This window comes from Pelobium manganitolerans, assembly GCF_003609575.1.
Classification (GTDB): Bacteria; Bacteroidota; Bacteroidia; order Sphingobacteriales; family Sphingobacteriaceae; genus Pseudopedobacter; species Pseudopedobacter manganitolerans.
The window spans coordinates 81,593-95,413 of the sequence record NZ_MBTA01000029.1 but is presented as its reverse complement, the minus strand read 5'-3'; the positions used below and the strand labels follow the sequence as shown (position 1 = coordinate 95,413).

At 43.9% G+C, this 13,821-nt stretch carries 11 protein-coding genes; all 11 read left to right on the top strand.

The window, feature by feature from the left end; all coding sequences use genetic code 11:
- Positions 1-5: 5 nt before the first annotated feature.
- Complete coding sequence (locus BCY91_RS15970) at positions 6-773, top strand: rhamnogalacturonan acetylesterase (protein WP_120183050.1); 768 nt, start codon at positions 6-8, stop codon at positions 771-773.
- A gap of 104 nt (positions 774-877) precedes the next feature.
- Positions 878-1,660: a rhamnogalacturonan acetylesterase gene (locus tag BCY91_RS15965; protein ID WP_120183049.1), complete on the top strand. Its 783-nt coding sequence runs from the start codon at positions 878-880 to the stop codon at positions 1,658-1,660.
- Positions 1,661-1,662: 2 nt separating this feature from the next.
- Positions 1,663-2,505, top strand: coding sequence for a sialate O-acetylesterase (locus BCY91_RS15960; RefSeq protein WP_120183048.1), 843 nt, complete (start codon positions 1,663-1,665; stop codon positions 2,503-2,505).
- A gap of 106 nt (positions 2,506-2,611) precedes the next feature.
- A complete protein-coding gene (locus BCY91_RS15955; RefSeq protein ID WP_120183047.1) occupies positions 2,612-4,216 on the top strand; it encodes an arylsulfatase in 1,605 nt (534 codons plus the stop codon).
- Between the two features lie 21 nt (positions 4,217-4,237).
- On the top strand, positions 4,238-5,218 hold the full coding sequence (locus BCY91_RS15950; RefSeq protein WP_120183046.1) for a glycoside hydrolase family 43 protein: 981 nt from the start codon (positions 4,238-4,240) through the stop codon (positions 5,216-5,218).
- A 27-nt stretch (positions 5,219-5,245) separates the two neighbouring features.
- On the top strand, positions 5,246-6,151 hold the full coding sequence (locus tag BCY91_RS15945) for a transglutaminase-like domain-containing protein (protein WP_120183045.1): 906 nt from the start codon (positions 5,246-5,248) through the stop codon (positions 6,149-6,151).
- 45 nt (positions 6,152-6,196) lie between these two features.
- The gene (locus tag BCY91_RS15940) at positions 6,197-6,841 is read left to right on the top strand and encodes an SGNH/GDSL hydrolase family protein (protein ID WP_120183044.1); all 645 of its coding nucleotides are present in this window, start codon (positions 6,197-6,199) and stop codon (positions 6,839-6,841) included.
- A 122-nt stretch (positions 6,842-6,963) separates the two neighbouring features.
- Positions 6,964-9,867 carry an exo-beta-1,4-galactosidase gene (locus BCY91_RS15935; RefSeq protein ID WP_120183043.1) on the top strand — a complete coding sequence of 968 codons (2,904 nt, stop codon included), beginning with the start codon at positions 6,964-6,966 and terminating at the stop codon, positions 9,865-9,867.
- A 12-nt stretch (positions 9,868-9,879) separates the two neighbouring features.
- Positions 9,880-11,007, top strand: coding sequence for a glycoside hydrolase family 88/105 protein (locus BCY91_RS15930; RefSeq protein WP_120183042.1), 1,128 nt, complete (start codon positions 9,880-9,882; stop codon positions 11,005-11,007).
- A gap of 2 nt (positions 11,008-11,009) precedes the next feature.
- The gene (locus tag BCY91_RS15925) at positions 11,010-13,499 is read left to right on the top strand and encodes a glycosyl hydrolase 115 family protein (protein WP_245989208.1); all 2,490 of its coding nucleotides are present in this window, start codon (positions 11,010-11,012) and stop codon (positions 13,497-13,499) included.
- Between the two features lie 10 nt (positions 13,500-13,509).
- Positions 13,510-13,818 carry an L-rhamnose mutarotase gene (gene rhaM / locus BCY91_RS15920; RefSeq protein ID WP_120183040.1) on the top strand — a complete coding sequence of 103 codons (309 nt, stop codon included), beginning with the start codon at positions 13,510-13,512 and terminating at the stop codon, positions 13,816-13,818.
- Positions 13,819-13,821: the final 3 nt, after the last annotated feature.

The following is a 13,821-nucleotide window of genomic DNA, read 5'->3' as shown; positions in this document are numbered from 1 at the left end:
TAATTATGGACAAGAAAAACTATCTCTTTATCCTCACCTTCCTCATCGCAGCTTGCGTTGCGCTAAAGCCTGCGGATAAACCTAGCATTTACATTATCGGCGACTCTACCGTGCGCAATTCTAACAAAGAAATGTGGGGCTGGGGAACGTTGCTTCCCGAGTTTTTTGATACCACAAAAGTGAACATCAACAACCAGGCAATGGCCGGCCGCAGCACGCGAACTTTTGTGAAAGAACAGCGCTGGGCCAAGGTTTTAGAAATGCTAAAGCCGGGCGATTACGTGCTGATGCAGTTTGGCCATAACGAAGGTAGCAAGCCAGATACCACCAAAAAAGGTTACCGCGGCGTATTGCGTGGCATAGGTCAAGATTCTGTTAACCTGGTTTGGCCAGATGGTAAACCCGAAACGGTTTATACCTATGGCCATTACCTCCGCAAATTTATTGATGAAGCAAGAGCCAAAGGCGCTACGCCAATTGTGCTTTCTATGATTCCGCGTAACGATTGGAAAGACGGAAAAGTTATTTTGGCCGACAAAGATTTTGGCCTTTGGGCACAGCAGGTGGCGGCAGAAAAAAATGTGACCTTCATTAACCTTAATAAGCGAACGGCAGATAAATACAATGCCATGGGGCCCGATGCCGTAGCAAAACTATTTCCGTTTGAACATACCCATACCAGCAAAGAAGGCGCAAGAATTAACGCCGAATCGGTAGTGCAAGGAATCAAAGCCTCCAATGAAAAAAGACTAAAGACATTTTTGTCCAAATAATAAATCCATCACAACAAATTAAAATCGGCCACCGGCAAGTTCTTCTTTTTCTGTAAAGAAGCTCTTTTAGAAGGAAAACTTACTGGAGGCTCAATAAAAATCCAATGAAATATTTACTTAAAACCAGCGCATTCGTTTTAATTGCAGCATTAGTGGCCTGCGCCGCTAAAAAGCCACTTCAAAAACCCACTTTATTTTTAATTGGCGATTCTACCGTGAAAAACGGACGGGATAACGGCGCCAACGGCCAATGGGGCTGGGGGCATTTTTTACCAGAGTTTTTCGACCTGGGCAAAATCAACGTAGAAAACCACGCTTTAGGCGGCACCAGCACACGCACTTTCCGAAGCAAAGGATTGTGGGATAGTGTTTTAGTAAAACTGAAAGCCGGAGATTATGTGATGATGCAGTTTGGCCATAATGATAGCAGCCCTTTGGATGATACCGCCCGTGCCCGCGGAACCATCAAAGGCAATGCGGATGATAGCAAAGAAATTTACAACCCCATCTTAAAAAAGCAAGAGCGGGTTTATAGCTACGGCTGGTACATCCGCCAGTTTATTCGCGAGGCTAAAGCCAAGGGCGCAACGGTAATTGTTTGTTCTTTAATTCCGCGCAGCTCCTGGAATTATGCCAACAAAGTAAACCGCTCCGAGTATGTAGAGTGGGCACGCGCGGCCGCCATCCAAGAGAATGCTTTTTACATTAACCTTAACAAGCTAATTGCCGATGAATACGATAAGCTAGGTCAACAAAAAGTGGATGCGCTTTATTTGGTAAAAGACCACACCCATACTACCGAAGCCGGTGCTAAGTTTAATGCACAAAAAGTAGCAGAAGGTATCAAATCCACAAAAGGCTTATCTTTAGCTAAATACCTTAAATAAGTATGAAGTTCTTTTGTCTCTTTTTGTTTTGCATAGCTAGCATCGCAAGTTTTGCGCAACAGAAAATTGCCGTCTTTATTTTGGCAGGCCAATCAAATGCAACGGGCCAAGGCTATATGGCCAATTTAAATGCAGGGCAAAAAGTGGAAGATAGCGTGCTGATTTACCACAGCGGCAAACCACATTTAGAAGGCAAAGGTCCGGCTAATCAGTGGCATCCCTTAGCGCAGGCTTCAGAGTCGCCGGACCGTTTTGGTCCCGAGCTGGGTTTGGCTCACAGACTTCAGCAGCTCATCGGCAAAAGCCAAAAAATTGCCTTTATCAAACACGCGCACAGCGGAACAGATTTGGCCAGGCAGTGGAACGCCGGCACAAAAGGAGATACCGCAAGCCACGGTGAGCAATACCAAGTGTTTTTACAAACTGTTTTGCCGGCTTTGGCCGATTTAAAGCGCCAAGGATACCAGCCGGACATTAAAGCTATGTTTTGGCAACAGGGCGAAAACGATGCGAACAACATAGCCGATGCCGAAGCTTATGAACAAAATTTAAAACATTTTATTTTGCGAGTGCGCGACGATTTGAACGCCCGCGATATGCCTTTTGTGCTGGGTTTGGTGATGCCACCTCCTTTAAGCGGTGCAGGCAGAGATTTGGTGCGCAAAGCCCAAATACAGGCAGGCACTTGGCCAAATGTAGGCTTGGTGCAAACAGACGATTTAAGTCGGCGTGCCGATGATAAAAACAGCCCGCACCCCACAGATCATTTACATTTTGGCACCGCTGGCACTTGGGATTTAGGCGTACGGATGGCTAACACTTGGTTTTACCTTAACTGCAAATAATGGCATAACATCATTTATGTGTGTTACCATCTTTTTTTTAAACTAACCTAATTGGAGTAATTAGCCTTAAAACGCAATATCAAATCAACCTTAAAATTAAATAGCCATGTCCAAACCAGCTTTACTAGCCTTTATCATCTGTTTTTTTGTTTCCAACAATTTTGCTCAGGCGCAAAAGAAGCAACCCAATATCGTAATCATTTTGGCAGATGATATGGGCTATTCAGATATTGGAGCTTTTGGGTCCGATGTGCAAACGCCAAACTTAGACGAGATGGCAAAAAACGGCCTTACCTTAACCAATTTTTACAATGCTTCTAGGTGTTGTCCATCGCGCGCAGCTTTGTTAACAGGTCTTTACCCACACCAAGCAGGCGTTGGCGATATGATGAATACACGTCCGCAACCGGCCTATCAAGGTTATTTGAACAGCAACTGCGTTACCATTGCCGAGGCGCTAAAAGAAAACGGTTATCAAACTTTTATGGGAGGCAAGTGGCATGTAGGGCAAGCGAAAGAACATTGGCCTTTGCAGCGTGGTTTTGATAGGTATTTTGGCTTAATTGATGGTGCCAACAGCTATTTCGAAAACAGGCCTTACCGCCCCAACCAAAAACTGACCATTGCTTTAGGAAACGAAGCTTACACACCCGGCGAGAACTATTACTCTACCGATGCTTATACCGATTTTGCCATTGATTTCATCAAACAAAAAGATAAAAGCAAACCATTTTTCTTGTATTTGGCGTATCAAGCGCCGCATTGGCCTTTACATGCGCTACCACAAGATATTGCGAAATACAAAGGTAAGTTTATGAAAGGTTGGGAAGCGATGCGCCAACAGCGTTACCAAAAACAGCTAGCAAGGGGAATTATCGATAAAAGCACTAAGCTTTCTCCTTTAGATGAGGCTTGCCGTAAATGGGAATCGCTTTCTGAAGATGAAAAACAAAAATGGGACGAGAAAATGGCGGTTTATTATGCGATGATTGACAGGCTCGACCAAAACATCGGGAAGTTGCGCAGCACCCTAAAAAGCATGGGCGAAGAACAAAACACCGTGATTATGTTTTTGTCTGATAACGGCGGAAGCAATGAAACCATTACCAACACAGGCTTTACGCCAGAAATTTTGGAAGCTAATTTTATGTCGCCCAGCAACCCAAAATCTTTTACGGCCATCGGCATAGAAGGGGCAAATGTGAGCAATACGCCTTTCCGTTTATTTAAACACTGGGAGTATGAGGGTGGCACGGCTACTCCTTTTATCGCCTACGGTCCCGGTGTGGTTAAAGCGGGGAATAAATCGGCGGAACCGGCACATATTATTGATTTAATGCAAACCTGTTTAGATTTAGCCGGTGCAAAATATCCCGCTCAATATCGCGGAAATGCCATTACGAAAACTGAGGGTTTAAGTTTGGTGCCGCTGTTTAAAGCTCAAAAATGGACCGGCCACCAAGTGTTAGGTTTTGAGCATGAAGGCAATCGGGCTTTAATTAAAGGCGATTGGAAACTGGTTTCCGAATATCCGCAAAATAAATGGGAACTGTATAACCTAAAAACCGACCGCTCTGAGCTGAACAACGTGGCCAGCAAATATCCCGATAAGGTGAAAGAATTAGCAAAAGACTACCGGCATTGGGCAGATGGTGCAGGGGTAATCCCTTTTGAACAGTTAGATAAAAAAAGACAACAAGATAAATACTAAACAATTGCGTCTTTTATGAAAATGAAAAACTACCTAAGCGCAATGGCGCTTTCCGTGCTAGCAACGGGTTTGTTTGCACAAGATTTAAAAGTTGACACCACTTTTAAAAATACCGGAAACCCCTTAATTAAATACAAGTTTACGGCAGATCCGGGCGCACTGGTTTATAAGGGCCGTGTGTACATTTATGCCGGGCACGACCAGGCTAAGCCCGGCGAAAACCGTTACGTGATGAACGAATGGCTGTGTTTTTCATCTGCCGATATGCAAACCTGGTACGAGCATCCGGTACCTTTGACCTACAAAGATTTTGCGTGGTCAAAAGGTGATTGTTGGGCATCGCAAGTGGTAGAGCGCGACGGTAAATTTTACTGGTACGTTTCTACATCGCACAAAGATATTCATGGGAAAGCCATTGGTGTAGCGGTTTCCGACAGCCCCGTTGGCCCTTTTAAAGATGCTAGAGGAACAGCTTTAGTGACTAACGATATGACCACCGTTACCAAGCACTCTTGGGAGGATATTGACCCAACCGTTTTTGTAGATGACGACGGCCAAGCTTATATGTTTTGGGGCAATACCACCTGTTATTATGTAAAGCTAAAAGCGAATATGGTTGAGCTTGACGGGCCAATTAAACAAGTACACATCCCAAGCTTTACAGAAGCGCCTTGGGTACATAAACGTAAAGGCTGGTATTACCTTTCCTATGCTTCGGAGTTTCCAGAGAAGATTGTGTATGCCATGAGCAAAAACATTAATGGACCTTGGGAATATAAGGGTATTATTAACGAAATTGCAGGTAATTCCAATACTAACCATCAAGCTATTATCAATTTTAAGGGTAAAGATTATTTTATTTACCATAACGGTGCGCTGGTGCCAGATGCGGGCAGTTTCCACCGTTCCGTTTGTGTAGATTATTTGTATTACAACAAAGACGGCAGTATAAAAAGGGTAATGATGACGAGTGAGGGCGTAAGCAACGAGGGGAGGAAGTAGAGACCAAAAGCTTTAAATGTTACAGCAATGAAGAAAGTCTGTTTTATTTTGATAGTGTTGCTTGCGCAATTTAGATTGTTCGCTCAAGACAGTTTAGATTATCAGGTTGTCCATTATTTTGATTTAAAATGCGGACCTGATACTAAAAAAATATTGTTTAAGGTTTTGGTCCCTGCCGATATGCCACACCGGCAACGGGTTTTAGAAATGACTTGCTCTGCACAGCCTTTGCGCATATTTAATGATGGCGCTAACAGTTACGCAGAATTTGAGCTGCTAAACCCGGCAGAAAAAACAAGTCTGACCATATCTTATAAAACCCGTATCTGGAAAAATGATTACGCAAGCGTCGCCAAAAAAGGAACGCGGTTTACACAAATGTATGCGCCCGAAGATTTGCTTCCCGAGAAATACATCGAAGCAGATAATCCGGCTATAATGCAAAAGGCAAAAAGCTTAGCCAGCAGAGATACCACAAAAATGTTGAAGAATATTTATGAATATGTTGCAAAATGGATAAGCTACAAAGAAACACCATTTACTTACGGTGCGTTAAAAGCATTTGAAAACCGCTGGGGCGACTGTACCGAGTTCGCGAGCCTATTTGTGGCTTTGTGCAGGGCTAACGGGATACCGGCGCGGGTAATATCCGGACTGACAACAGACTTCGGGAATACGCCTTTCCACAATTGGGCCGAAGTTTATATGCACAAATACGGCTGGGTAGCCTTTGATCCTACCGTTGGAAACGAGGCTACTTTTAAAGAAATGAAGAACAAATATATTTACCTCTCTAACCAACAGAATGATAAAAACTTAAATCACCATTACTTTTATGCGTATAAAACTTGGGGAGACCATGTGCAGGCTAAAAGCTCGGTTAAAATGTATTTGATTAAATATCCTTATAAACTAAGTGCAAAACAACCCTAAACCTAACACCTCAAACCTAACACCCTACACCTCATACCTCAAATCATGAAATCAACCAACCTGCTAACCACTGTTACACTTTCTGTCATCATTATTATTTTAATTGCTTTCCGTCCCGAAGAAAAACCGCAAATTGTTTGCTTTGGCGATTCTATCACTTACGGAGCGCGTGCCGAAGGAAAAAGCTGGGTTTATTTCCTTAACAAAAACCATCCGGACGTAGAATTTATTAATGCCGGAAGAAGCGGACGCAGGACCGCCGATAAAAAAGAACTGTTACCCGTTTTAGAAAAATACCCCAATGCCGATCAATACCTGATTTTTTTAGGTGTTAATGACCTTAAAAACGGGAACGATAGTTTGGTACAAGGTAATGTCGAGAACATGCGCTGGATGATTGCCGAGATCAGAAAAATCAATACTTCTGCTAAAATTGTTTTGCTTGCGCCAACGGACATCAACCTAAAAACGATGGACAGTGTTAACATAAAAAAGCAATACAACCAAAACACCAAAACGTCTTTGTACCACCTCAAAAAAGCTTATCGTAAATTGGCTAAAGCAGAAAATGTGCAATTTATTTCTTTATTGCACGCGGTAGGCGAAGCCAATTTTGCCGATGGTTTGCACCCAAACGTGGCCGGCCAGCAACAAATTGCCCATGCCGTTTGGAAGGGTTTACGTTTTTGAAACAAGATTTTGACGTTCTAAAACGCGTTTAAAGCACGCTTGCAGGATGCCACAGGTTGCCCATTAAAATATAAAGCGCTATCATAGTAGCCGTAAACCAAATACGTCTATAACTCCAGATTATGCGCCTAAAGAAGCACCTTGTATTTTTATGCCTTTTCAGCATCTTTAATTGTGTTTTTAAAGCTTTCGCCGATGAACCTCAGCGTATTCCATTGGCAGGCACGTGGCGTTTTAAAATGGATGCGGCCGACCGTGGCATTAACGAAAAGTGGTTTGCTAAAACTTTAGATGAGCAGGTAAAATTGCCGGGCTCTATGGCAGAAAACAACAAAGGAGAAAACATTACCCTTAAAACCCAGTGGACGGGCAGTATTTACGATAGCTCATTTTTCTTTAACCCGCGTTTAGAAAAGTATCGCAAAGAAGGAAACATCAAAATTCCGTTTTGGCTAACGCCAAACAAGCATTATGTGGGCGCGGCTTGGTACCAAAAAGATGTGGAAATACCAGCAGGATGGGCAAAAAAGCATCTTATTTTATTTTTAGAGCAACCGCATACCGAAACCATCGTGTGGATTGATGATCAGCAGGTAGGTATGCAAAATAGCATGGTGGCGCCCCACCAATATAACATCAGTAAATTGCTGTCGCCGGGCAAGCATACCATTACCATCCGGGTAGATAACCGGATAAAAGAAATTAACGTAGGACCCGATTCGCATAGCTTAACAGACCATACACAGGGCAACTGGAACGGCATCAACGGCCGCATGGAAATTATTGCCGATAACCCGCTTTATGTTGAGGATCTGCAGGTTTACCCTAACCTTAAAGAGGCAACTGCTCAACTGAAAATAGTGCTGAACAATGAAATTGGGAAAGCCCAAAAAGGCGAAATACACATCAGCGCGCAAAGTTTCAACAGCAGCAAAAAACACCAGGTAAGACCAATCATTATTAAGTTCAACAGCAAAGGCGCCAGTGATTCTTTGGTTGCAGATTTGCCCATGGGCGATTTTTTAACTTGGGATGAATTTTCGCCTGCGCTATACCGCCTAACTGCAGCATTAATGGTGAAAGGCAAAAAAGTAAGCGAAAAACAAGTGACCTTCGGTATGCGCAGTTTTAAAGCCGATGGCCACTATTTTACCATCAATGGGCGTAAAACTTTTTTACGGGGCACGGTAGATAATGCGGTTTTTCCGCTTACGGGCTACCCCGCAACAGATTTAGACTCGTGGTTGCGCATTATGCGTAAATGCAAGGCTTACGGTTTAAACCATGTGCGCTACCACTCTTGGTGTCCGCCAGAAGCGGCTTTTGAAGCGGCAGATTTAGTAGGCATTTATTTACAGCCCGAAGGGCCAAGTTGGGCAAACCACGGCTCGTCTTTAGGCTACGGCGCACCTATAGATCAGTTTATTTACGATGAAACCACCCGAATGGCCAAGCAATACGGCAACTATGCCTCTTTTTGCATGATGGCTTACGGCAACGAACCTCGCGGCAGGCAAGTGGAATATTTAACCGAATTTAATAATTATTGGAAAGCTAAGGACAGTCGCCGTTTATACACCGGCGCTTCTGTTGGTGGCAGTTGGCCGGTAATCCCAAATAACGAGTTTATGGTGCGTGCCGGCGCGCGCGGTTTAGATTGGAACCGCCAGCCCGAAAGCTACTCGACCTACGCCGATAAAATCAGGCAATTTGCAGTTCCTTTTGTGGCGCACGAGATGGGGCAATATTGCGTATTCCCTAATTTTGATGAGATAAAAAAATATACCGGCGTTTATCGGGCAAAAAACTTCGAGCTTTTTCAAGAAGATTTGGCAGACCACCACATGGCAGATCAGGCACATCTTTTTATGATGGCCTCTGGCAAATTGCAGGCCCTGTGTTATAAGTACGAAATTGAAAAAGCGTTGCGCACGCCAAACTATTCGGGCTTTCAATTGCTTTCACTTAACGATTATCCTGGGCAAGGCACCGCTTTAGTAGGAGTTTTGGATGCATTTTGGGACGATAAAGGTTACATTGATTCCACAGCCTTTACCCGCTTTTGCGATGATGTAGTGCCTTTAGCCAGCCTAAAAAAGTTTACCTTCAATAATTCGGAAACCTTTGAGGCCGAGATACAGGTAGCCAATTACAGCCAAAACCCTTTTGATAAGGCAACAGTGATTTGCTACCTCAAAGATGAGCTGGGTAAAACTTTATTCACTTACACCTACAAATCTAAACTGGCCATCGGGCTAAATACTTTAGGGAACATAAGCTATAGCCTATCAGCGATAAGCAAAGCCGCCAAACTTAATTTAGAAGTGGAAATTGCCGGCACAAAATACAGCAACAACTGGAATGTTTGGGTTTATCCGGCCAAACTGCCACAGCTACAAACCGATGTTTACTATACCACCGCCTTAGATGCTAAGGCAAAAGCGGTTTTAGCCAAAGGCGGAAAAGTGTTTTTAAACGCCGCCGGCCAAGTGGTTAAAGGAAAAGAAGTGGTGCAAACCTTTTTGCCTGTTTTCTGGAATACCTCGTGGTTTAAAATGCGGCCGCCGCACACGCTGGGTTTTCTGGTAAATCCTAAGCATCCGGCTTTCGCCGATTTCCCGACCGCATACCACAGCGAATTGCAATGGTGGGAGATTGTGAACAAGCAACAAGTGATGGTGCTGGAAGATTTTCCGGCAGATTTTCGTCCCATCATCCAACCTATTGACACCTGGTTTATGAACCGCCGTTTAGCTTCTGTTTTTGAGGCTAAGGTAGGCGGAGGCAAATTGGTGGTTTCCAGTTCAGATTTATCGCCACAGAAAGCCGACGGAACACCCGCCAAACAACTTTATTACAGCATTGTAAAGTATATGGCTTCCGCCGATTTTAATCCGAAAAATGATATTAAAATAGAGTTGGTAGAAGATATCTTTAAAACTCCTACCAAACAACAGTTTGATACTTTTACCAAAAGCAGTCCGGACGAGCTACGTCCGAAATCCAGTTTACAAAACAAAAATTAAATATATCTAACAATGAACTTTATCAGACCAGCATCCGTGCTTCTTTTGTCAGCAAGCTTGTTAGCAAGTTGCGCATCCAAAAAAGAAATTAAAAAAGACAAGGTTTTAGATGCCATGCGCAAAACCAACCAGTATTTTATGGACAAATGGCCTGATACAGGGAAGCCCATTTTCACCAATATTGAGCGCCCCAGCAACATTTGGACGCGCGGCGTTTACTACGAAGGGCTGATGGCTTTATATACGGTAGATAAAAACCCAAATTACTACAATTACGCGGTTGATTGGGGCCGTAGCCATAACTGGGGCTTGCGCGGGGGCATAAAAACCCGCAATGCCGATAACCAGGATTGCGGCCAAACCTATTTGGACTTGTACGAGATAGACCCGCAACCCGAGCGTAAAAAAGATATCAAAGCTTCTATTGATTTGATGAAAGCATCGGGCAAGGTGGACGATTGGACTTGGATAGACGCTATACAAATGGCGATGCCTGTTTTTGCCAAATTGGGTGTAATGGAAAAAGACACCTCGTATTTTGAGTATATGTACAAAATGTACCACCACAGTAAATTTGTTGAAGGTGGCGGTTTGTACAACAAAGCCGACGGTTTGTGGTGGAGAGATAAAGATTTTGTGCCACCATACAAAGAGCCGAACGGTGAAGATTGCTACTGGAGCCGTGGCAACGGTTGGGTGGTAGCCGCTTTAGTACGCGTAATGGATTTAATACCTACAAACGAACCGCACTATGCCGAATACTTGCAAGATTATAAAGAAATGATGACCGCATTAGTGCCTTTACAACGTCCGGATGGTTTTTGGAATGTGAGCTTGCACGATCCTAACCACTACGGCGGTAAAGAAACTACCGGAACAGCTCTGTTTGTTTACGGAATGGCTTGGGGGGTTAACAAAGGCATTTTGGACGCTGCAACCTATAAACCGGTAATTGCCAAAGCTTGGAACGCCATGCAAAAAGACGCGGTACACCCTAATGGGTTTTTAGGCTATGTACAAGGCACCGGTAAAGAGCCAAAAGACGGTCAGCCGGTAAGCTATACCAGCATGCCCGATTTTGAAGATTACGGCTTAGGCTGTTTCTTACTAGCCGGAACCGAAGTATATAAAATGAAATAGATTTGAAAGTTTTAATCCCCATAGTTGCCATTTTTTTTGCTTTTGCGCAACCCGTAAGGGCGCAAGATGTTTTGCGCGTGGCCCAAAAGTATAACCGCAAACATTTTCCGTTGTTGCATCAGCAAAAAATGGCAACTATTTGTTATGATCAAAATGATGCAGCCGTGGTGGCCATTGCTGCCAAAGCTTTTGCCGGAGATTTAAACCTGCTAAGCGGTTTAACGCCCTTGATAGATAGTACGCGGTCCAGCAAAGCAAAATACCAGATCATCATTGGTACGGCCGGTAAATCTAAACAGATAGACCAGCTATTGGCAAAGAAAGCAATTGTGGCATTCCCGAATGGGGCTTGGGAAAATTTCCAGATTGCGCTGGTTGACGAGCCTTTTGCCGGGGTAAAACAAGCTTTGGTTATTGCCGGTAGCGATAGGCGCGGTACCGCATTTGGCGTATTTACGCTTTCGCGGATGTTGGGCGTTTCGCCTTGGGTTTGGTGGGCTGATGTTACGCCACAGCGCCAAAAACAACTTTACATCGCCAAAGGCAAAGCCATCCAAGAGGCGCCTTCGGTACAGTACCGTGGCATCTTCTTAAATGATGAAGATTGGGGCTTACAACCTTGGGCAGCTAAACATTTGGATACCGATGTAAAAGACATAGGCCCAAAAACTTACACTAAAATATTCGAGCTGTTGCTGCGCCTAAAAGCAAATTACATTTGGCCGGCCATGCACCCATCAACAAAAGCATTTTATTACTACCCCATGGACCCAGTAATGGCCGATAAATATGCGATTGTAGTAGGATCTAGCCATTGCGAACCCATGCTGCGCAATAATGTTTTTGAGTGGAGCGAGAACTTTGAAGCTGAATACGGTAAAAAGCCCGGCGAGTGGCGCTACGATTTAAATAAAAATGAGATAGACCAATACTGGACCGATCGTTTAAAACAAAGCAAAAACTACGAATCTGTTTATACCGTTGGTATGCGCGGTATTCATGATGGTAGTATGCCAGGGCCAAAAGATCCTAAAGAGAAACTTAAACTGCTGGACGAGGTAATCCAAAACCAACGGCAGCTGTTTAAAAACAATTTTGCCACACAGGTAGATCGCATTCCGCAGATATTTTGTCCTTATAAAGAAGTGCTCACGCTGTACCGCATGGGGCTAAACCTGCCCGATGATGTCACCATTGTTTGGGCAGATGACAACCACGGTTATGTACGTCAGCTTTCCAATCCGCAAGAGCAAAAAAGAGTTGGTGGCGCAGGCGTGTACTATCACTTATCTTATTGGGGCAAGCCAGAAGATTATCTTTGGCTTTCTAGCACTTCACCCAGCTTAATTTCTTACGAGCTGTCCAAAGCATACGCTTATCAGGCGCGTAGGCTTTGGGTAATCAATGTGGGCGATATCAAACCCGCCGAGCTGGAAACTACTTTTGCTATGGATTTAGCTTGGAACGTTGAGCGCTGGAAGCCAGAAAACGCGCACAATTATACTTTGGCTTGGGCTAAAGAAACTTTTGGCGAGGCTTACGCCCAACAAATCGCAAATATAAAAAATGAATATTACCACTTAGCCGCATCGGGCAAACCCGAACATATCAACCGCATTAACTTTAGCGACGCCGAGAAAGAGGCGCGTTTACAAGCCTACCAAAAATTAGCACAGCAGGCAGATAAGTTAAAAAGAGAGATTCCAGCCCGTTTGCAAGATGCTTATTACCAGTTGGTTTATTATCCGGTAATGGGCGCCAATTACATGAACCAAAAGATTTTTTATGCGCAAAAAAGCATTAAGCTGGCACGGGCGGGCAAAGAGGAAGCCTTAACCTATGCCGATTATGCCACCCAAGCTTTTGAGCATATTAAAGAAATCACAAAAACTTATAACCAAGAAATTGCTGGAGGCAAATGGGACGGTATCATGGATTATCGCCCTCGTAAACGCCCAATTTTTGATATGCCAGAGATAGCCACAGAAGCTATGGTAAGCGCAGGAAAAGAGAATCCGGTTTTAGAAAAGCCAGCTCCGCAACCGCGTGTAATACCGGCAGGGAGTTTTACGCGTTCGCAAAACGCTTCGGCCACAAAAGTGAATAAAGTAAGCGGTTTGGGCGTTTCTGATAGCACTGTTACCTTATTGCCTTTTTATTTTGAGGCTTTTAGCACAGATAATTTAAATGAAGCGCCTTTTGTAGAATATGAGCTGGAAGGCCTTACAAGTAAACACTTAATTGAAGTAAAATGTTTGCCTACACAAGGCGTTTATGATGGGCGCGGGGTGCGTTATGCCATCTCTGTTAACAATACGCCGGCAGAAGTTGTAAACATTACGCCAAAATCCGAAAACGCAGTCTGGGCGCAAAACGTATTACAAGGCTACGCATCGGGTAAAACTCAAGCCCAGTTTAAAACGGGCAAAAACACCATCCGGATTTATCTTTTGGACCCGGGAATAGCCATCAACCAATTAGAAATTTATTAAGTTTATTAAAATGAAAATCGCGTTTAAAATGAAACTGAAACCGGGTTTCAAAGAAGAGTATCAAAAAAGACATGCTGCGCTTTGGCCCGAATTGCGCGACTTGCTGAAGGCAAATGGAATTAGCGATTATTCTATTTTTTTGGATGAAGAAACCCATATCCTTTTCGCCGTGCAACAACAAAGCGGCGCTTCTTCGCAAGATTTAGGCAATACCGAGATTGTACAAAAATGGTGGGCCTACATGGCAGATATTATGGAAACCAACGCAGATTTATCGCCGGTTAGCATTCCCTTGCCCCAGGTTTTTCATATGGATTAGCTT

What these genes read in the sequence shown, in the direction of transcription:
- BCY91_RS15970 (WP_120183050.1), top strand. Translation starts at nt 6, where the DNA reads ATGGACAAGAAAAACTATCTCTTTATCCTCACCTTCCTCATCGCAGCT.
- BCY91_RS15965 (WP_120183049.1), top strand. Translation starts at nt 878, where the DNA reads ATGAAATATTTACTTAAAACCAGCGCATTCGTTTTAATTGCAGCATTA.
- BCY91_RS15960 (WP_120183048.1), top strand. Translation starts at nt 1,663, where the DNA reads ATGAAGTTCTTTTGTCTCTTTTTGTTTTGCATAGCTAGCATCGCAAGT.
- BCY91_RS15955 (WP_120183047.1), top strand. Translation starts at nt 2,612, where the DNA reads ATGTCCAAACCAGCTTTACTAGCCTTTATCATCTGTTTTTTTGTTTCC.
- BCY91_RS15950 (WP_120183046.1), top strand. Translation starts at nt 4,238, where the DNA reads ATGAAAAACTACCTAAGCGCAATGGCGCTTTCCGTGCTAGCAACGGGT.
- BCY91_RS15945 (WP_120183045.1), top strand. Translation starts at nt 5,246, where the DNA reads ATGAAGAAAGTCTGTTTTATTTTGATAGTGTTGCTTGCGCAATTTAGA.
- BCY91_RS15940 (WP_120183044.1), top strand. Translation starts at nt 6,197, where the DNA reads ATGAAATCAACCAACCTGCTAACCACTGTTACACTTTCTGTCATCATT.
- BCY91_RS15935 (WP_120183043.1), top strand. Translation starts at nt 6,964, where the DNA reads ATGCGCCTAAAGAAGCACCTTGTATTTTTATGCCTTTTCAGCATCTTT.
- BCY91_RS15930 (WP_120183042.1), top strand. Translation starts at nt 9,880, where the DNA reads ATGAACTTTATCAGACCAGCATCCGTGCTTCTTTTGTCAGCAAGCTTG.
- rhaM (WP_120183040.1), top strand. Translation starts at nt 13,510, where the DNA reads ATGAAAATCGCGTTTAAAATGAAACTGAAACCGGGTTTCAAAGAAGAG.